The organism is Sphingobium sp. HWE2-09, from assembly GCF_035989265.1.
Lineage (GTDB): Bacteria > Pseudomonadota > Alphaproteobacteria > Sphingomonadales > Sphingomonadaceae > Sphingobium.
The window spans coordinates 3024368-3042421 of sequence record NZ_JAYKZX010000003.1 but is presented as its reverse complement, the minus strand read 5'-3'; the positions used below and the strand labels follow the sequence as shown (position 1 = coordinate 3042421).

Below are 18054 nucleotides of genomic sequence, written 5' to 3'. Positions count from 1 at the left end.
CGCGCTATAGCGCGTCATTCAGGGCGTGATAAGGATGCATTTGCGATAATGTCCAGCATGGCGACGTCACCCATTATCGAAAGTTATCTGATCCGTATGCCCCTTATCGCCCTGTTGCTCATGACCGCCGGTGCCGACGCCCAGACCGAAACGGTGCAGCGCGTGCCGCCCGAATATCCCACCACGTCCGGGCCGATGGTTCAGCCCCTGCCCGGCCAGAGCAGCCAGCCCAGCCCCTGGCAGCAGGCGCAAAGCCGGGTCGGCGTGGCGCAGGACAGTAGCATCACCGGGACGATCAACCAGTGGCGCGCGCTGCAACAGAGCGACGGGCTGGGCTTTTCCACCTATGCCAGCTTCATCGTCGCCAATCCCGGCTGGCCGGGCGAGGACCGGATGCGGCGGCTGGCGGAGACGGGGATCAACCCCGACAGTTTCGATCCCAATCAGGTCGCCGGTTTCTTCGCCCGCTTCCCCGCGCGCACGCCGACGGGGCATGCCCGCAACGCGGTGGCGCTGATGCAGCTGGGCCGGATGGACGAGGCGCGGGTCGCCGCGCGCAATGCGTGGATCGGCGGATCGCTCAGCCCCACCGACGAAGCGCGGTTGCTCTCGCTGTTCGGGTCCAGCCTGACGCCCGCCGACCATGACCAGCGCACTGATGCGCTGTTGTGGGCGAACGACATCAATGGCGCGTCGCGGATGATCGCCTATGCCAGTCCGGCGCGGCGCGCGGTGTTTCAGGCGCGGATCGCCTTCCGCCGCAAATCCCCCGTCGCCGCCAGCCTGATGCAGGCGGCCGAAGCGATGGGCGCGAATGACGGGGGTTTCATCGCCGACAAGGCGCTGTGGCTGCGCGACAGCGGCAATTGGGTCGCGGCGCGGCAATATCTGGCGAACCGGGGCACGCTGACCTACCGGCCGAGCAATGCCGAGAAATTCTACGAGACGCTGCTGGACCAGGCGCGCGGCGCGGCCAATGACAGCCAGTGGAGCTTTGCCTATGGCATCGCCAGCAAGATCGACGATGCGATCCCGCCGGGCACCGATGTCAGCATCCAGCCGATCGGCGTGCGCGACGATTATACCAGCCTAGCCTGGCTGGCGGGCAGCACGGCATTCTACAACCTCAATCGCCCGACCGACGCGGTGACGATGTTCCGCCGCTATGCCGATGCGGCGAAATCGCCCCAGACCAAGTCCAAGGGCTATTATTGGGCGGGACGCGCCGCGTTGCAGGCGGGGGACGCGGCGAGCGCCAACAGCTATTTCAACCAGGCGGGCGTCTATCCCGACCAGTTTTACGGGCAGCTGGCACTGGAGCGGCTGGGGCGGCCGATCCCCGCTCCCGCCACGGTCGAGCGGCCGGTGCCGATTTCGGCGGCGGAACGCGCGGCCTTCGACAATCGGTCGGTCGTGCGCGCGGTCCAGGCGCTGGGGCAGATGGGCTATTGGGAAGACCAGAGCAAATTCGCCCGCGCCATCGCCAACAATGCCGACAGCGATACCGATCATTATCTGGCCGCCGAACTGGCGCAGCGGATCGGCCGTCCCGACATGGGCGTGATGGTGGGCCGCCGCGCGGTGTCGAGCGGGCTGACCGGCTATGGCGAAGCCGCCTTCCCGCGCGTGCCGGTGCCGTCGGAGGCGCAATATAGCTGGACCATGGTCCACGCCATCGCCCGGCAGGAAAGCCAGTTCGACCGGCAGATCGTCTCCCATGCGGGCGCGCGCGGCCTGATGCAGCTGATGCCCGGTACGGCGCGGGAACAGGCGGGCAAGATGGGGATGAGCTATGCCCCGACGTCGCTCAATGATCCCAGCTACAACATCATGCTGGGGTCGGGCTATTTCCAGCGGATGCTGGACTATTATGGCGGCAGCTATCCGCTGGCGGTGGCGGCCTATAATGCCGGGCCGGGCAATGTGAACAAATGGGTCCGCGCCAATGGCGATCCGCGCGTGCCGGGTGCCGACATGCTGCGCTGGATCGAGCAGATCCCGATCTTCGAGACGCGCAACTATGTGCAGCGGGTGCTGGAGAACGCGGTGGTCTATGAGGCGATGAACCCGGAGCGGGCGAAGTTCCGGGGGACGAACGCGGTGCTGAGCCGCTATCTGGGGAAGCCGACGCCGGGCTGATTTTGGTTCGCGCGGAGGCGCGGAGACGCGGAGGGGGATAGCCGATAGGTCGGCTGTTCTGGGCGTTTTTAGCGCAGAATGTTGGGTGTCGCTGCGCGGCCCCTTCTTCGGCCGAAGGCCGCTCCCTAATCTCCGCGCCCCCGCGTCTCCGCGAGAACCATCACTTCAAGCCTTCAGTGCCTCTGCGCGAACAAAATTGCGTAACCACCCCGGCAACGGATAAGGCAGCGGCATGACCACCCCCTATCCCAACTACATATCCCCCGAAGGCTTCGCCAAGTTGCGCGCCGAATATGACCATTTGCTGGGTACGGAACGGCCGCGCATCGTGGAGGTGGTCAGTTGGGCGGCGGGCAATGGCGATCGCAGCGAGAATGGCGATTATCTCTACGGCCGCAAGCGGATGCGTGAGATCGACTTTCAGTTGAAGCGGCTGTCCAAGAAGATGAAGGACGCCAAGGTCGTGGATGCGCGGCAGCAGCCCGACAAGAGCCGGGTCTATTTCGGCGCGACGGTCACCATCGCGGACGAGGACGACAATCACCGCACCCTCACTATCGTCGGCAATGACGAGACGGACGTGGACGCCGGACGGATCGGCTGGGGATCGCCGATCGCGCGGGCGCTGCGCGGGGCGGCGGTGGGCGACCTGCGGCGGGTGATGCTGCCGGTAGGCGAGAAGGAATATGAGGTGATGGCGATCGTCTATCCGGTGTGATTTTTTCGCGCGGAGACGCGGAGACGCGGAGGGGAATAGTCGCGGAGGCCATTCGTCTGAGGATTGTTCGCGCAAAGAGTTTTGGGGGCCGCTGCGCGGCGGTTTCTTCAGCCGAAGGCCGCTCCAAAAAATCTCCGCGTCTCCGCGGCTCCGCGTGAATATAAGGACGGCACCCGTATATCGGGCTTCGGGTTGCGACAGCGAGTTGGACAGTTGTGGCGTGTTTTTGCTTTTCGTGAGTTGATGGCAGCAATCTAGCCATTCGTGACCATTAAGCATGACTGCTTGGTTCCCTTGCCCTCCGACTGCCTGCCAAGGCAGGTGCTCGGGATAGATTTCGGCCAACGGCCAAAGGTTGAGAGGGTGGGACTGGACCCCGGCCTGCGCCGGGGACCTGTTCAGCCCAGGTCGACGGTGGCGATCAGCCATGCTCGAAAATCCGCCATGGCGGGGCTGTCCGGCCGGGACATCAGGCGGGTGAGCCAGTAGCCGCCCAGATCGACGGATGCGGCGAAGGGCTGGACCAGCCGTCCGGCCTGGCGGTCGCTCGCGAACAGGGCGGGCGGGGCAAGCGCGACGCCCAACCCGCGCAGGGCCGCTTGAACCATCAGGATCGAACTGTCGAACACGGCGCCGCGCAAGGGCGGACAGGGCGCGCCCGCCATGGCGAACCAGCGCGGCCATTCGTCGGCGCGATAGGAGCGCAGCAGGGTTTCGCGGGCGAGCGCCGATGGATCGGGCAGGCGCGCGGCAATGTCCGGCGTGCAGAGCGGGGCAAGCGGCGCGCGCAGGATCGGATCGGCATGGGTGCCGTGCCACGCGCCGTCGCCGAAGCGGATGGCGAGGTCCAGCCCCTCCCCCGCCAGGTCGACGCGATTATTGTTGGTCATGACGCGCAGATCGACATGCGGGCAGGCGCGCGAAAAATCGTCCAGCCGATCGAGCAGCCAACCCGCCGCGAAGGTGCCGACGACGCCCAGATTGAGGATTTCGCGCGGGCGGCCGCCCTCTATCCGGTCCAGCGTCGCGCCGATCCGGTCGAGCGCATCGCCCATCACTGGCAGCAACGCGCGGCCCTCGTCGGTCAGCATCAGCCCGCGCGGCAGGCGGCGGAAGAGCGGCGCGCCGAGCCGCGCTTCCAATTGCGCGACCTGCTGGCTGACCGCGCCTTGGCTGACGCAGAGTTCGATGGCGGCTTTGGTGAAGTTGAGATGCCGGGCCGATGCTTCGAAGGCGCGCAAGGCGTTGAGGGGCAATTGGGCGCGGTCCATGGGTAGATAGGCATAAGCCTGGCTCATGGCTCTGTCGAGAAATCATGTTTTGCGGGCCGCGATCCGAGAGGGCAGCTTCGCCTGCATCGAGAGATGGAGGCAGGATCATGCGGAAGACGGTGGCGCTGGCTATTAGCCTGGCTGGGATGACGACCATGGGTGCGGCGTCGCTGCCGGTCGCGCCCGACCCCGTCAAGTGGATGGCGCCACAAGTGCCTGCGCGGCTTTACGGATCGACCTATCTGGTCGGCTTTGCCGATCTGAACGTCGCGATGATCCGCACCAGCGCCGGGCTGATCCTGGTCGATGGCGGGGCGCCCAAGGGTGTGCCGCAGATCGAGGCGCATCTGCGCCAGCTTGGGGTGTCGATCAGGCAGGTAAAGCTGATCCTCTCCACCGAACCCCATTATGATCATGCGGGCGGCATCGCGGCATTGGCGCGGGACAGCGGTGCGCGCGTGATCGCCAGCGCGCCCGGCGGCGCGGTGTTGCGGCAAGGCGGCGGCGACCCGAACGATCCGCAGGCGGCCTGGCTGGATCGCTTTCCCGGCGTCGCGAAGGTGCGCGCCGTGCGCGACGGGGAATTGATCCGGCTGGGCGACACCGTCGTCACCGCCCATGCGACGCCGGGCCATACGCTGGGCAGCATGAGCTGGAGCTGGCGGTCGTGCGAGGGCAAGGCATGCCGGACGATCGTCTTTGCTTCCAGCCTCAATCCGGTCGCGGCCGATGTCTGGCGGTTTGCCGATCCGGCGCATCGGGCGTTCGTCGATGCGTTTCACGACAGTTTCGCGCGGGTGAAGGCGATGCGGTGCGACCTGCTGATCGCGTCTCACCCGGCCGATGATCAGGCGGAGAAGCTGGCGCGGCTGCGCAAGGGGCGGACGCCCAATCCGTTCCTCGATGTCGGCGCGTGCCGTCGTTATGCGGCGCGGGCGGAGGCGGCGCTCGCCAAGAAGCTGGCGGAATAGGGCAGATCGTGCGCCTGCGGACGCAGGAGCCTAGGGTCGCACAGGGCTGTGCCTGGGAACCCTGGGCTCCTGCTTTCGCAGGAGCACAAGCGTGCTTCTATTCGTGGGGCCGGAGTGCCTGGTTCAGGCTGTCGAGCACCGCGTCGATCGGTTCGGTCACGGTGACGCTGCGCCCTTCGCCGAAGCGGATGCGGGTGCCGTCGCTGACCGAGGAAACGAAGGTGACCTGCGCGGGGTTGATCGCAGTCTGGGTGCGATCGGTGCCGACGAACATCACGAGCATGGCGTCCTCTCCTTATCATGGTGCCGCATGGTCCGCGCCGTCGACCATGGTCGGCGGACCGGGACATGCTGTGTTTATGGAATGACAGCCTAGCGCGATTTGCAGGCTATGCCAGCGTTGTTTTGCGCGATCAGGCGGCGCGGATCGCGGTGATGAAGCCGCCTGCGCGCTGTTCCAGCCGATGCGCTTCGTCCGCCAGCCGATCGGCGACGTCGCGCATCCCGCGCGCGGCCAGGACGGTGGCCTGCGCATTGTCGCTGATCTGGCGCGCGCCGGTGCGGATATGGGCGCTGGACGACCCGGCCTCCGCGACGCTTTGCGCCATGACGCGGCTGAAGGCGCTTTGCCGCGCTACCGCTTCGAACACCGCCGCCGACAGCCGGTCGGCGCGGGCCATGGTGGCGTCCATATGGGCGTGGCCCGCCGCGACTTCGCCGATGGCGATGCGAATATGGTCGATCCGTCCGGCGATGCCCGCCGCCGCGTCGCGGGTCTGCTGGGCGAGCGATTTCACTTCGCGCGCGACGACGGCGAAGCCCTGCCCCGCCTCCCCCGCCCGCGCCGCCTCTATGCCTGCGTTGAGCGCCAGCATGGCGGTGGCGCGGGCGATGCTGTCGATCAGGGCGATGACTTCACCGATGCCGTCCGCTTCGCTTTGCAGCGCGGTGCTGCGCGCGACGCCGGATCGGCTGCGCGATGCGGCTTCGGCGATGGCGGCGCCCGCCGCCTGGGCTTCGGCCTCCATCGCCTGGAAGAGTTGGTGCAGTTCGCTGCCGCCCGACGCCACGTCCGCCAGCCGCTCGGCCGTCTGCGCCGCGGCCACCGCCATCGCCGCGGAATCCGCGCCGTCGCCTGCCGCGCGTTCCGCCGCCTGCGCTGCCAGCGCGGATAGCCGTTCGGCCATGGCGGCCATGTCGGCGATCATCGTCGCGATATCCTGGCGGAAGGCGGCGCTTTCCTGCGTGATCTGCTCGACCCTCGCCGTCCGCGCCAGCGCCACTCGCGCATCGCGCTCCGCCGCCAGCCGCAGCAGCAGCGCGCCGTCCAGCACGCCATCATAAACGCCTTCCCTGGTCGCGATCAGCCCTTCGCAGCCCGCGCCCTGGGCGGCGAACAGGTCGACCAGCGCCTCCACGCTGGCGGTCCGATCGACGGTGGCGCAGGCACGGACATGATCGTCCAGCCGCCCGCCGAAACTGGGGTTGCGCAACAGCGCATGGCCGAAGGGATTGAACAGGATGCGCCGCATGTCGCGCTCGTAGATCGCGCCGACGGGCCGACCGCTTGCGTCCAGCACCGGCAGCAGGCGCAGGGCCGGATCGCGCTGGAAACAATCCACCGCCTCGCTGAGCGGGCGACCCAGTCGAATGACAGGACCGGACCCGGCCAGCGGCGGATCGGGCCGGGGCGACGGGTCGGGCAGGATGACGGGCGCGGCGAACATGGCAGCGGCTTAGACGGACAATGGTAAATGCGCGGTTAGAATTTGATGACAGTTTTGTGACAAGATGCTGATTTTATTTGCTTTTATAGCCAAAGGCATCGCGCGCCAATTGTACCACGGCGGGGTCGGCATCCGGGACATCCATCGGCACCAGCTGTTCCAGCCGATCGGCGACATAGGTCAGCGCGGCGATGCGCCCGGCCTTGCGGTGATTATTGTCGATGACGTGCCAGGGCGCGTGCTTGCTGTCGGTTTTCTTGAACATGGCGTGCATCGCATCGAGATAATCGGCGCGGCGGGCGCGGTTGCGATAATCGTCGGCACCGGTCTTCCATCGTTTCCAGGGGGTGTCGAGCCGCTGGGCGAGCTGTTCGTCCTGGGTTTCCTGGGTGATGTGGACGAAGAGTTTGACGAAGTTCGTGCCGGTTTCGATCTGCTGCCGTTCGAACGCGTTGATCTCGTCATAGGCGCGCTTCCAGTCCTTTTTGGGACAGAAGCCTTCGACCCGTTCCACCAGCACCCGGCCGTACCAGCTGCGGTCGAACAGCGCGATGTTGCGCCCGGCGGGCAGGCGCGTCCAGAAGCGCCAGAGGAAATGATGGTCGCGTTCCTCCTGCGTCGGGGCGGATATCGGATGGACCTGATAATAGCGCGGATCCCAATCGGCGGTCATCCGCTTGATGATGCCGCCCTTGCCCGCTGCGTCCCAGCCTTCCAGCAGGATGACGCTGCGCTTGCCATGCAATATGTGCGCGACCTGGATCTTGGCGAGGCGCTGCTGGAGGGCAGCCAAGTCGGCGTCATAGTCGCCCTTATATTTCGCGCCCTGTTCGTAGTCGGCAAGGTCGATGGTCATGGGCGCTTCCTATGCTGTTGCTGTGGCAGGCAACGCTTGGAAGCGGGAAAAGTCAAATTTGGCTGCGCGGTGGCGGGCGGAAGACAGAAGAAGAGGGACTCGCGCGGAGACGCGGAGGCGCGGAGATATTGCGCAATCCCTCCGCGTCTCCGCGCCTCTGCGTGAATCCAAAAGAATAATCGCGCAGAGGTGCAGAGGACGCCGAGAAAAATCTCCGTGTCTCCGCGCCTCCGCGTGAACAAGTCTTCCGACGCTAGCGCCGATTATGCCTTCGCCTGCGGCTCCACGACGCGGACGTGGAGTTCGCGAAGTTGCTTGAACTCGGCGGCACTGGGAGCGCCCATCAGCAGGTCTTCGGCGCGCTGGTTCATCGGGAAGAGCGTGATTTCGCGCAGATTCTGCGCGCCGCACAGCAGCATCACGATGCGATCGACGCCAGCGGCCATGCCGCCATGCGGCGGCGCGCCGTACTGGAAGGCGCGGTAGAGGCCGCCGAAGCGATCCTCCACATCCTGCTGGGACAGGCCCACAAGTTCGAACGCCTTGACCATCAGTTCGGGCGACTGGTTACGGATCGATCCCGATGCGATTTCGAAGCCGTTGCAGACCATGTCATATTGGAACGCGTTGATGGTCAGCGGATCCTGGTTGTTCAGCGCGTCCAATCCGCCCTGCGGCATGGAGAAGGGGTTGTGCGCGAAGTCGATCGACTTGGTGTCCTCATCATATTCGTAGAAGGGGAAGTCCACGATCCAGCACAGGTCGAAGCGGTCCTTGTCGATCAGGTCGAGCGTTTCGCCGACGCGGGTGCGGGCGAGGCCCGCCAGCTTGGCCGCCTGGCTTTCCTTGCCCGCGGCGAAGAACACGCCATCATTGGGGCCAAGGCCGAGCGCCGCGATGAGTTTAGCGGTCGCTTCCTCGCCATGGTTCTTTGCGATGGGGCCGCCGGGGACGCCATCCTTGATGTTGATATAGCCAAGGCCCGAATAGCCTTCGCCGCGCGCCCAATTGTTCATTTCATCGAAGAATTTGCGGCTGCCAGCGCCCGCGCCGGGCGCGGGGATGGCGCGGATAACGCTGCCGCTCTCCACCAGGCTGGCGAAGATGCCGAAGCCCGATCCGACGAAATGCTCGGTGACGTCGGTGATGAGGATGGGGTTGCGCAGGTCGGGCTTGTCGCTGCCATATTTGAGCAGCGCTTCGGCATGCGGGATGCGCGGGAAGCTGCCTGCGGGGGTGACCGGCTTGCCGTCGGCAAACTGTTCGAACACCTGGGCGATGACCGGCTCCATCGTGTTCCAGACATCTTCCTGGGTGACGAAGCTCATTTCGAGGTCGAGCTGGTAGAATTCGCCGGGCAGGCGATCGGCGCGCGGGTCTTCGTCGCGGAAGCAGGGGGCGATTTGGAAATAGCGGTCGAAGCCTGCGACCATCAGCAATTGCTTATATTGCTGGGGGGCTTGGGGCAGCGCGTAGAATTTGCCCGCATGGATGCGGCTGGGCACCAGGAAGTCGCGCGCGCCTTCGGGCGACGAGGCGGTCAGGATCGGCGTGGAATATTCGGTGAAGCCCTGTGCCTCCATGCGGCGGCGCATGTCCGAGATGATCTTCGTGCGCTTGACGATGTTAGCGTGCAGCGTTTCGCGGCGCAGGTCGAGGAAGCGATAGCGCAGGCGGATATCTTCCGGGTATTCCTGCTCGCCCGCCACCGGCAGCGGCAGTTCGGCGGCGGTGGAAAGGATGGTGACGCTGTCGGCCACGATCTCGATCTCGCCGGTTTCCATTCGCGGATTGATGGCTTCGGGCGCGCGGGCCACGACATGACCGTCGATCGTGACGACGGATTCGAGCCGCAGCGATTCCAGCGCGCGGAGCGGATCGCTGTCGGCCTTCGCCACCACCTGCGTGATGCCATAATGGTCGCGCAGATCGACGAAGAGGACGCCGCCATGGTCGCGCTTGCGATGCACCCAGCCCGACACGCGGACCTTGGTGCCGACATCGGCTGTGGTCAGGGCGCCGCAGGTGTGGGTGCGATAGGCGTGCATGGCGTTTTGGTCTTTCGGCTTCGTTTTACGGAAATGACAAACTGTTGCAGTCCCGCTATGGCCAGTCATGTCAAGCATTGACCAGTCCGCCGGACGCGGGCCAGCCCATAATAAGATCGAAGACCATATGCAAATTCATCCGCTGATTACCGACAGCAAGACGCTTTCCGATTTCTGCGCCCGCATCGCAAAGTCCCCCTATATCGCCGTCGATACCGAGTTCATGCGGGAAAACAGCTATTGGCCCGAACTGTGCCTGGTGCAGGTCGCCGACCCGAACAAGGCGGCCGCGATCGATCCCAAGGCGCCGGGGCTGGACTTGAAGCCCCTGCTCGACCTGATGTGCGAGAATGAGGATGTGCTCAAGGTCTTCCATGCCGGCGGGCAGGATATCGAGATCGTCCACAATCTGACCGGCAAGACGCCGCATCCGATGTTCGATACGCAGATCGCCGCGATGGCTTTGGGGCTGGGCGAGCAGATCGGTTACGGCAATCTGGTCGATGCGTGGATGGGCGTGGTGCTGGACAAGGGCGCGCGCTTTACCGATTGGGCGCGGCGGCCGCTGGACAAAAGGCAGATCGATTATGCGATCGGCGACGTCACCTACCTGATCCAGATTTTCCCCAAGATGCTGGAAGAATTGCGCAAGACCGGGCGCGGCGACTGGCTGGACCAGGAAATGGAGCGGATCAGCGATCCGTCCCATTATGAAAACGACCCGCAGCAGGCGTGGCAGCGGGTGCGGATCGCCAGCAAGAAGGCGGATGTGCTGGGCCGGTTGAAGGCGCTGGCGGCGTGGCGCGAGATCGAGGCGCAGGACAAGAATCTGCCGCGCGGGCGCATCGTGAAGGACGAGACGCTGGCCGACATCGCCAGCCATCCGCCGCGCAACCAGGAGGATCTAGGCAAGGTCCGCGGCTTGAGCGCCACCTGGCGGACCAACGATATCGGCGCGCGCTTGATGAGCGCGCTCGCCAAGCACCAGCCGCTCGACAAGGACGAGATGCCCGAGCGCGATCCCAAGCGGCCGGGCCTGGGCAAGGATGGGGCTTTGGTGGCCGATCTGCTCAAGCTGCTGCTCAAGATAAGGTCGCGCGACATCAATGTGGCGTCGCGGCTGATCGCGCGGACAGACGATATCGACGCGCTGGCGGCGGGTGTGCGCGAGGGGCTCTCCATTCTGGAGGGCTGGCGCTATGAACAATATGGCCGTGACGCGGTTGATCTGGTCGAAGGCCGCATGGCCTTTGCGGTCAAGAATGGCCGGTTGAAGATGACGCGCACGGAATGAGGAGAGCGGCGATGCGGATGATGGGTGTGGGCCTGATGGTTTTGGGCCTGACCGCTTGCGCAGGCGCAAATGGCGCGGGACCGGGTGAAGCGCCTGCGGTGGCCGAGGGTCCGTGCAGGAATGACGGGCTGGATAGCTTCGTCGGACAAAAGGCCAGTGCTGAGGTTGGCGCGGCGTTGCTCAAGGCGTCGGGCGCGAAGACGTTGCGCTGGGGTGGTCCCGGCATGGCGATGACGATGGATTTCCGGACGGACCGACTGACCGTGAGTTATGATGACGCGATGGCGATTACGTCGGCGCGGTGTGGTTGAACGTTGGCGTGCTCCCGCGCAGGCGGGAGTCCAGTCCCACGCTCTGAACTGGGTTCCCGCCTGCGCAGGAACACGCCGTAATTGATCTCGAAAGTCGATCCATGACTGCCGCTGCCGACCTTGCCATCCGTTTGCGCCGGGCTGCGTTCAACCGGGCGTTGGCGGAGGCGGATCTGGCCGCCATCGGACCGTTGCTCGCCATGGACGTGGTGATGGTCACCGGCACCGACAGCGCGGTGATCGCCGGACGCAAGGCGCAAATGATGGCGTGGAAGCGCGAGTTCGCGGCGAAGGAGCGGATGATCTACACCCGCACGCCCGAGACAATTATTGCCTCGCCGGTAGAGCCGATCGCGATGGAGCAGGGCGTCTGGCAGGGCGTGGTCGATGGCGTCACACAGGCGTCCGGCAGCTATAGCGCGAAATGGCGGGCGGTCGGCGGCGACTGGGTGATCGAGGCGGAGATTTACGTCACGCTGGGATAGAGCCTGGAGACGTCTGCTCGATCTGCCATGTTCCGTTCGTGTCGAGCACAGTCGAGAAACGAGGCAAAGCGGAGGTCAACGGTGCCAAATTTGGGCATGGCGCTCCCTGCTTCTCGACTTCGCTCGAAGCGAACGGGTCCACGCAAAGGCATCCTGCGGCAGCTATTCCCCGGCGAAGGCCAGGGTCCAGTTCAGAGCTTGGGACTGGACCCCGGCCTTCGCCGGGGAACAGATGGTGTCGCCTTGAAGCAAGCGCGCCTGACTTACCGCTTCCAGCGCGCCCAGATCGCCGTCGGCAGCGCGATGCCGCGCGCTTCTTCGCGCACGGCCAGTTCGCCCGCTTCCACGGTGCCGGGCAGGTCGGCGAAAGCCTGGCGGAGCAGTTCGCCGATCGCCAGCGCCGACATGCGCACGGCATAGACGGTGAGGAACAGGAAGCGACTGTCGGCGTCGAGCAGCGCGCGGCAGTTGGCGATGAGGCCGGGCAGGTCTTCTTCCAGACGCCAGACTTCGCCATCGGGGCCGCGGCCATATTTGGGCGGGTCGAGCAATATGCCGTCATAGCGGCGGTTGCGGCGGACTTCGCGGGCGACGAACTTGGCGGCGTCTTCCACGATCCAGCGGACCGGCTTGTCCTCCATGCCCGAAAGCGCGGCGTTGGCGCGGGCCTGCGCCACCGATTTCTTGGACGCATCCACATGGACCATGCGCGCGCCGCCGGCCGACAGGGCCAGCGTGCCGACGCCGGTATAGCCGAACAGGTTCATGACTTCGGCGTCCGGCTTGTCGGCATAGGTAGCGCGCAGATCGTCCCAGATCGGCGCCATGTCGGGGAAGAAGCCCAGATGGCGGAAGGGGGTGCAGCTGGACTGGAAGGTGACTTCGCGCCAGTGGAGCGGCCAGCCATCGGCCGGGACCGGCTGGTCATAATACCAGCGGCCGCCGCCATCCTCGTCCGATCCGGGGATGAACTCGCCATCGGCGCGCCAGTCCGTCGTCGCGGGCTTCCACATCGCCTGCGGTTCGGGACGAATGAAGCGGAAGCGGCCATAGCGTTCCAGCTTTCGTCCGTCGCCGCTGTCTAGCAGGCCGTAGTCGGACCAAGGTTCGCCGATGAGGGTCTGTAACTGCATATCTATGTCCCGTTCGGGCTGAGCGAAGTCGAAGCCCTCGCCTGAGCGTGAGCGAAGGCCTCACTTCGTTCGGCAGAGCCCTTCGACAGGCTCAGGGCGAACGGATGTTTATTCCTTAAACGCGCGGCGTGGCACGCTCGGCGATGTAGGCGGTGACCGCCTCGAACGTGCCGGGCAGCTTGGCGTAGCTTTCCTCGCGCGCGAACAGATCGCCGACGCGCGCGGGGAGCGGCGGGCGGGTGCCGGTGGCGCGTTCCACCGCGTCGCGGAACTTGGCGGGGTGCGCGGTCGCCAGCGTCACCACCGGGATCGACGCGTCGATGCTGGCTTCGCGTGCGGCGGCCAGGCCGATGGCGCTGTGCGGGTCCAGGATCTGGCCCGCGCCGTCATAGGCCCAGCGCATCGCCATGGTCATGCCGTCGGCATCGACGCGGGCGGAACTGAACAGATGCGCTGCGCCTTCGCGCTGGGCGTTAGTCAGGCGCATCGCCTTGCTCGTTTCGAAGCCGCGCATCTGGTCGGCGAGCGCGAGGCCGTCGCGGCCGCCCGCGTCGAACAGCAGCCGCTCGAAATTGGAGCTGACCTGGATGTCCATGCTGGGGGTGGCGGTCGCCACGACCTGGCCCTGGCTGTAATCGCCATCGGCCAAGGCGCGGTGGAGGATGTCGTTGACGTTGGTCGCGACGATCAGCTTGGCGACCGGCAGGCCCATCTTGGCCGCGACATAGCCTGCGAACACATCGCCGAAATTGCCGGTAGGGACGGAGAAGGCCACTTCCCGTTCCGGCGCACCCAGGCGGACGGCGGCATAGAAATAATAGACGACCTGCGCCATCAGCCGCGCCCAGTTGATGCTGTTCACCGCCGACAGGTTGAAGCGGCTTTTGAAGGCAGCGTCGTTGAACATCGCCTTCACCAGCGCCTGCGCATCGTCGAAGCTGCCTTCGATCGCGATATTATAGACGTTGGGGGCCAGGACCGTCGTCATCTGGCGGCGCTGTACGTCCGACACGCGGCCTTCGGGATGGAGCATGAAGATGTCGATCTTCTCACGCCCCGCCACGGCATCGATCGCGGCCGATCCGGTGTCGCCCGAGGTCGCGCCGACGATCGTCAGATGATCGTCCCGGCGCGAGAGGAAGCGTTCGAACAGCTGGCCGAGCAGTTGGAGCGCGACGTCCTTGAACGCGAGCGTGGGGCCGTGGAACAGTTCGAGCAGCCAATGCTGCTGGTCGAGCTGGACCAGCGGGGTCACGGCCTGATGACTGAAACGGCCATAGGCGGTGGTGCACAGGTCACGCAGTTCGTCTTCGGTGAGCGATCCGGCGACGAAGGGCGTCATCACCCGGACGGCGGTTTCGACATAGGACAGGCCCGCCAGGCCGCGAATCTGGTCGGTCGAGAAGCTGGGCCAGCTGGTCGGCAGATACAGGCCGCCATCGGACGCCAGACCAGCCAGCGTCACATCCTCGAAACCCAGCGCGGGCGCGCTTCCCCTGGTGCTTTGATATTGCATAATGGGAAAGCGCGGTAGCGGCCCGCGCGTCGCGGAGCAAGCGATTAGGCGGATTGTGGGGGCTTTGGCGGCGCGTTGCGACGGCGCAGCGCCAATATGTAGATGATCACCGCCACCGCGGCGAAGAAGAACCATTGCACCGCATAGGCGAGATGGTTGTTGGGCACGTCGGCGGCGCTGGGCGGCGCAGCGGCCTTGAGGCCAGCGGGCGCTTCCCGCGCGATCAGCATCGGGCGCAACGGCGGCGCGTGGCCGCCTATGCGTGAGAGGAGCGCGCGGTGATCCGGCTCTTCGGAAATCCAGCCTCTGACCTGCCCGCCGGTCCAGTCGGGCTTGTCGTCGGGCTTCTGCCCTACGCCGACTGCGACGAGCGCGCCCGGCCCCTCCGCCCCGGTCGAACATTCCGCGATATGGCGATAGCCGGTCGATCCGTCAGCGGCGCGCCCTGCCTCGATCCGCCAGCCGACCACGCGCAGGCAATGGACCGACGAGGGGCGGAACAGGATGTCGGGCGCGACCGGCGGCAAGGTCGGGAAGGCGACGGCCGGGCGACCGGGATTGGCGGCGGCGAGCGCCAACGCCTGTTCCTTTTCGCCGCGACGCTGAAGCTGCCAGACGCCCAGCGCGATCATCGTCACCACCGCCAGCGCGACGACGATCGTGGCGATCAGCGGGATGCGGGCGGGCGGCGAGACGGGGTTGGGCTGGTCGGTCATGGCCGGTCCTTGGGTATTGGTTCAGATCATGCTTGTAACCGGTCAGCCGGAGCCTGTCGAAGGGCGATGGGATGGGCTGACGTTAACACTGCCATACAGCGTGTTCCCGCGCAGGCGGGAACCCAGTTGAGACGGCGGGACTGGGTTCCCGCCTGCGCGGGAACACGGTTCAGGCTTGGGAAAACGCTGCGCCGGCCACCGCAAAAGAAAACGGCCGGAGCATCTGCCCCGGCCGCTGTCATTGCAGGTACAGCGTGAACCCTCAGCCGCCGTGGACCGGCGCGCCCCAGCCGCCCCAGACATAGATGGCGACGAAGAGGAACAGCCACACCACGTCGACGAAATGCCAGTACCAGGCGGCGGCTTCGAAGCCGAAATGCTGGCGCGGGGTGAAGTGGCCCTTATAGACGCGCACCAGATTGACGATCAGGAAGATCGTGCCGACGATGACGTGGAAGCCGTGGAAGCCGGTCGCCATGTAGAAACCCGAGCTGTAGGGCGACCCGCCGAACGGGAACGGCGCATGGATATATTCATAGGCCTGGATCGAGGAGAAAAGCAGGCCGAGCAGGATCGTGCACCACAGACCTTTTTTCAGGCCGTCGCGGTCGCCATGGATCAGCGCATGGTGCGCCCAGGTCACGGTGGTGCCCGAGCAGAGCAGGATCAGCGTGTTGAGCAACGGCAGCTCGAACGCGTTCATGACCTCTATGCCTTTGGACGGGAACATCCCTTCGATCGGCGCGAGCGCGCTGGGGAAGAGCGAGAAGTCGAAAAAGGCCCAGAACCAGCCGACGAAGAACATGACCTCCGACGCGATGAACAGGATCATGCCGTAGCGCAGATGCAGCTGCACCACCGGGGTATGATCGCCCGCATGGGCTTCGGCGATGACGTTGGCCCACCAGCTGTAGAAGGTGAACAGCACGCCCGCGACGCCGAGCATGAACACCCAGCCGCCGCCCGCAGGCATGGCATCGGGGTGCATCCACATGATCGCGCCGAACGCCATGACCAGCGCCGACATGGAGCCGAAGAGCGGCCAGATGCTGGGCGGAAGGATATGATAATCGTGGTTCTTGGCGCCTGCCATGACAGTCTCTTCCCTGTTCGCGGTTCGCGTTATCTGATGCTTGCCTTAGCTTGGCTTCCCGCCCTGCTCAACAGGGTAGAAGGTATAGCTCAAGGTAATTTGTTGCGTGTCCTTGTTGTCGCTGTCCTGCAAAATCTTCGGATCGACAAAATAAAGCACCGGCATGCGGACTTCCTCGCCGGGCTGCAGCGTCTGCTGGGTGAAGCAGAAACACTGGATCTTGGTGAAATAGGCGCCCGCCTGGGTCGGCGTGACGTTGAAGCTGGCGGTGCCGGTCACCGGCTTGTCCGACATGTTCTTGGCGATGAAGATCGCCATGTCCTTCACGCCCACCGTCACCGTGTCGGTGCGATGTTCGGGATAGAATTGCCAGGGCATGCCGGGCTGAACGTTCGAATCGAAGCGGATCGACATGGTGTGGCCGGTGGCGGCCTGCACCTGCACATCGGCGGCGGCGCGCTTGGTCGTGCCGCCGAAACCGGTCTGTTCGCAGAAGATGCGGTAGAGCGGCACGGACGCGAAGCCCAGCCCCAGCATCGCCAGGCCCACCGTCGCCATGGCGACCAGCGTGCGCCGGTTGCGGCGATCGCGATCGAACGGGGACGGCGGGAGGGTCGCCATCAGTTGCCGCCCATCTTGGCGATGGTGATGCCGTAGAACAGCAGCACGAGCGCGCCGAGCAGCAGGCCCATGACCAGCGCGCGGGACTTCTGCCGCGCGCGGACCTTCTCCAGTTCCTCGGGCGTCATGCGAGCAGCCAGCGGTCGGCGACCACGGCCCCGAACAGCAGGAACAGATAGATGATCGAATATTTGAACAAGCGCCGTTCGGGCTGCATCCGCGCCGGATCGCTTTCGCGGCGGCGATAGACCCGGAAGGCGAAGACAGCGAAGAGCGATGTACCCAGCAGCGCCGTGACGCCATAGACGAGGCCGGTCAGTTGCAGCAGCACCGGCGCCATGGCGGCGATCGCCATGATCGCGGTATAGCCCCATATCTGGCGCCGGGTGACGACTTCGCCCGACACGACCGGTAGCATCGGGATGCCAGCGGCGGCATAATCGGTCTTCACAAACAGCGCGAGCGCCCAGAAATGGGGCGGCGTCCAGAAGAAGATCAGCATGAACAAAGCGACCGGCAGCGCGCTGATATCGCCAGTTACCGCGGCCCAGCCGATGACCGGTGGGAACGCGCCTGCCGCGCCGCCGATGACGATATTCTGCGCCGTCCGGGGCTTCAGCCAAATGGTATAGACGAAGACGTAGAAGAGGATCGAGACGGCCAGCACCGCGGCGGCCAGCCAGTTGGTCGCCATGCCGATCAGGATGACCGAAAAGAAAGAGAGGCCCACGCCGAAATGCAGCGCCGATTGCCGGTCCATCCGGCCCGCAGGCAGCGGACGGTTGGCGGTGCGCTTCATCTTGGCGTCGATGTCCGCTTCATACCATTGGTTGAGCGCGGCGGCCGCGCCCGCGCCGATGGCAATGCACAGGATCGCGGTGAAGGCGAGGACCGGGTGGATATGGCCGGGCGCGGCCAGCAGCCCGCACAGACCCGTGAACACGACCAGAGTCATGACCCGGGGCTTGGTCAACGCCACGAAATCGCGCCAATGGGCAGGCAGCGTGGGGGCATCAGCCCCGGTCACGAACGGCGAACTTGCCATAATCTCCCTCATGGGTTCAGCCCGGCGCTGTTACACGGCCGGGCTGACTTGGGCAACCGACTCTCCAGACAGGTCTTGGCGGCCCGCCCCTCGCGGCGTCCCGCCGAAGC

At 65.5% G+C, this 18054-nt stretch carries 18 protein-coding genes; 6 read left to right on the top strand and 12 right to left on the bottom strand.

Translation table 11 applies throughout. The features are described from left to right. Positions 1 to 48 precede the first annotated feature (48 nt). Together U5A89_RS20335 and greB are read left to right on the top strand one after the other, a co-directional pair. Positions 49 to 2139, top strand: coding sequence for a lytic transglycosylase domain-containing protein (locus U5A89_RS20335; RefSeq protein WP_338162796.1), 2091 nt, complete (start codon positions 49 to 51; stop codon positions 2137 to 2139). Positions 2140 to 2371: 232 nt separating this feature from the next. Then, the gene (gene greB / locus U5A89_RS20330; protein ID WP_338162795.1) at positions 2372 to 2857 is read left to right on the top strand and encodes a transcription elongation factor GreB; all 486 of its coding nucleotides are present in this window, start codon (positions 2372 to 2374) and stop codon (positions 2855 to 2857) included. Between the two features lie 398 nt (positions 2858 to 3255). Here the strand turns inward: greB and U5A89_RS20325 are convergent, their stop codons facing one another. Beyond that, positions 3256 to 4128, bottom strand: a complete 873-nt coding sequence (locus U5A89_RS20325) for a LysR family transcriptional regulator (protein WP_338163132.1) — start codon at positions 4126 to 4128, stop codon at positions 3256 to 3258. Between the two features lie 107 nt (positions 4129 to 4235). Here U5A89_RS20325 and bla point away from each other — a divergent pair, with 107 nt between their 5' ends. Next, entirely contained in the window at positions 4236 to 5099 is an 864-nt protein-coding gene (bla, locus tag U5A89_RS20320; protein WP_338162794.1) for a subclass B3 metallo-beta-lactamase, read from the top strand. A gap of 97 nt (positions 5100 to 5196) precedes the next feature. Here the strand turns inward: bla and U5A89_RS20315 are convergent, their stop codons facing one another. From U5A89_RS20315 to aspS, 4 genes are all read right to left on the bottom strand, one after another. After that, complete coding sequence (locus U5A89_RS20315; RefSeq protein WP_224550343.1) at positions 5197 to 5382, bottom strand: hypothetical protein; 186 nt, start codon at positions 5380 to 5382, stop codon at positions 5197 to 5199. 130 nt (positions 5383 to 5512) lie between these two features. After that, positions 5513 to 6826 carry a methyl-accepting chemotaxis protein gene (locus U5A89_RS20310; protein WP_338162793.1) on the bottom strand — a complete coding sequence of 438 codons (1314 nt, stop codon included), beginning with the start codon at positions 6824 to 6826 and terminating at the stop codon, positions 5513 to 5515. Between the two features lie 73 nt (positions 6827 to 6899). Continuing rightward, the gene (locus tag U5A89_RS20305; protein ID WP_338162792.1) at positions 6900 to 7682 is read right to left on the bottom strand and encodes a polyphosphate kinase 2 family protein; all 783 of its coding nucleotides are present in this window, start codon (positions 7680 to 7682) and stop codon (positions 6900 to 6902) included. A gap of 263 nt (positions 7683 to 7945) precedes the next feature. Next, the gene (aspS, locus tag U5A89_RS20300) at positions 7946 to 9730 is read right to left on the bottom strand and encodes an aspartate--tRNA ligase (RefSeq protein WP_338162791.1); all 1785 of its coding nucleotides are present in this window, start codon (positions 9728 to 9730) and stop codon (positions 7946 to 7948) included. Between the two features lie 127 nt (positions 9731 to 9857). On the opposite strand from aspS, the gene rnd reads away from it, so the two are divergent. The 3 genes from rnd (at position 9858) to U5A89_RS20285 (ending at position 11820) form a co-directional block, all read left to right on the top strand. Further along, positions 9858 to 11024, top strand: coding sequence for a ribonuclease D (rnd, locus tag U5A89_RS20295; protein WP_338163131.1), 1167 nt, complete (start codon positions 9858 to 9860; stop codon positions 11022 to 11024). Between the two features lie 11 nt (positions 11025 to 11035). Further along, positions 11036 to 11335: an I78 family peptidase inhibitor gene (locus U5A89_RS20290; protein WP_338162790.1), complete on the top strand. Its 300-nt coding sequence runs from the start codon at positions 11036 to 11038 to the stop codon at positions 11333 to 11335. Positions 11336 to 11436: 101 nt separating this feature from the next. Beyond that, positions 11437 to 11820: a nuclear transport factor 2 family protein gene (locus tag U5A89_RS20285; protein WP_338162789.1), complete on the top strand. Its 384-nt coding sequence runs from the start codon at positions 11437 to 11439 to the stop codon at positions 11818 to 11820. 263 nt (positions 11821 to 12083) lie between these two features. Here the strand turns inward: U5A89_RS20285 and U5A89_RS20280 are convergent, their stop codons facing one another. From U5A89_RS20280 to U5A89_RS20250, 7 genes are all read right to left on the bottom strand, one after another. Continuing rightward, on the bottom strand, positions 12084 to 12953 hold the full coding sequence (locus U5A89_RS20280) for an RsmD family RNA methyltransferase (RefSeq protein WP_338162788.1): 870 nt from the start codon (positions 12951 to 12953) through the stop codon (positions 12084 to 12086). Between the two features lie 115 nt (positions 12954 to 13068). Continuing rightward, positions 13069 to 14469 carry a threonine synthase gene (gene thrC, locus U5A89_RS20275; RefSeq protein WP_338162787.1) on the bottom strand — a complete coding sequence of 467 codons (1401 nt, stop codon included), beginning with the start codon at positions 14467 to 14469 and terminating at the stop codon, positions 13069 to 13071. Between the two features lie 44 nt (positions 14470 to 14513). After that, entirely contained in the window at positions 14514 to 15185 is a 672-nt protein-coding gene (locus tag U5A89_RS20270; RefSeq protein WP_338162786.1) for an SURF1 family protein, read from the bottom strand. Between the two features lie 262 nt (positions 15186 to 15447). Then, a complete protein-coding gene (locus U5A89_RS20265) occupies positions 15448 to 16278 on the bottom strand; it encodes a cytochrome c oxidase subunit 3 (RefSeq protein ID WP_338162785.1) in 831 nt (276 codons plus the stop codon). 45 nt (positions 16279 to 16323) lie between these two features. Then, the gene (locus U5A89_RS20260; RefSeq protein WP_338162784.1) at positions 16324 to 16899 is read right to left on the bottom strand and encodes a cytochrome c oxidase assembly protein; all 576 of its coding nucleotides are present in this window, start codon (positions 16897 to 16899) and stop codon (positions 16324 to 16326) included. After that, entirely contained in the window at positions 16899 to 17027 is a 129-nt protein-coding gene (locus U5A89_RS20255; protein ID WP_269076421.1) for a hypothetical protein, read from the bottom strand. Before U5A89_RS20255 ends, U5A89_RS20260 begins: the two co-directional genes overlap by 1 nt. After that, the gene (locus U5A89_RS20250) at positions 17024 to 17944 is read right to left on the bottom strand and encodes a heme o synthase (RefSeq protein WP_338162783.1); all 921 of its coding nucleotides are present in this window, start codon (positions 17942 to 17944) and stop codon (positions 17024 to 17026) included. The genes U5A89_RS20255 and U5A89_RS20250 overlap by 4 nt, the downstream gene beginning before the upstream one ends. Between the last annotated feature and the right edge of the window lie 110 nt (positions 17945 to 18054).

What these genes read in the sequence shown, in the direction of transcription:
- U5A89_RS20335 (WP_338162796.1), top strand. Translation starts at nt 49, where the DNA reads ATGTCCAGCATGGCGACGTCACCCATTATCGAAAGTTATCTGATCCGT.
- greB (WP_338162795.1), top strand. Translation starts at nt 2,372, where the DNA reads ATGACCACCCCCTATCCCAACTACATATCCCCCGAAGGCTTCGCCAAG.
- U5A89_RS20325 (WP_338163132.1), bottom strand. Translation starts at nt 4,128, where the DNA reads ATGGACCGCGCCCAATTGCCCCTCAACGCCTTGCGCGCCTTCGAAGCA.
- bla (WP_338162794.1), top strand. Translation starts at nt 4,236, where the DNA reads ATGCGGAAGACGGTGGCGCTGGCTATTAGCCTGGCTGGGATGACGACC.
- U5A89_RS20315 (WP_224550343.1), bottom strand. Translation starts at nt 5,382, where the DNA reads ATGCTCGTGATGTTCGTCGGCACCGATCGCACCCAGACTGCGATCAAC.
- U5A89_RS20310 (WP_338162793.1), bottom strand. Translation starts at nt 6,826, where the DNA reads ATGTTCGCCGCGCCCGTCATCCTGCCCGACCCGTCGCCCCGGCCCGAT.
- U5A89_RS20305 (WP_338162792.1), bottom strand. Translation starts at nt 7,682, where the DNA reads ATGACCATCGACCTTGCCGACTACGAACAGGGCGCGAAATATAAGGGC.
- aspS (WP_338162791.1), bottom strand. Translation starts at nt 9,730, where the DNA reads ATGCACGCCTATCGCACCCACACCTGCGGCGCCCTGACCACAGCCGAT.
- rnd (WP_338163131.1), top strand. Translation starts at nt 9,858, where the DNA reads ATGCAAATTCATCCGCTGATTACCGACAGCAAGACGCTTTCCGATTTC.
- U5A89_RS20290 (WP_338162790.1), top strand. Translation starts at nt 11,036, where the DNA reads ATGCGGATGATGGGTGTGGGCCTGATGGTTTTGGGCCTGACCGCTTGC.
- U5A89_RS20285 (WP_338162789.1), top strand. Translation starts at nt 11,437, where the DNA reads ATGACTGCCGCTGCCGACCTTGCCATCCGTTTGCGCCGGGCTGCGTTC.
- U5A89_RS20280 (WP_338162788.1), bottom strand. Translation starts at nt 12,953, where the DNA reads ATGCAGTTACAGACCCTCATCGGCGAACCTTGGTCCGACTACGGCCTG.
- thrC (WP_338162787.1), bottom strand. Translation starts at nt 14,469, where the DNA reads ATGCAATATCAAAGCACCAGGGGAAGCGCGCCCGCGCTGGGTTTCGAG.
- U5A89_RS20270 (WP_338162786.1), bottom strand. Translation starts at nt 15,185, where the DNA reads ATGACCGACCAGCCCAACCCCGTCTCGCCGCCCGCCCGCATCCCGCTG.
- U5A89_RS20265 (WP_338162785.1), bottom strand. Translation starts at nt 16,278, where the DNA reads ATGGCAGGCGCCAAGAACCACGATTATCATATCCTTCCGCCCAGCATC.
- U5A89_RS20260 (WP_338162784.1), bottom strand. Translation starts at nt 16,899, where the DNA reads ATGGCGACCCTCCCGCCGTCCCCGTTCGATCGCGATCGCCGCAACCGG.
- U5A89_RS20255 (WP_269076421.1), bottom strand. Translation starts at nt 17,027, where the DNA reads ATGACGCCCGAGGAACTGGAGAAGGTCCGCGCGCGGCAGAAGTCCCGC.
- U5A89_RS20250 (WP_338162783.1), bottom strand. Translation starts at nt 17,944, where the DNA reads ATGGCAAGTTCGCCGTTCGTGACCGGGGCTGATGCCCCCACGCTGCCT.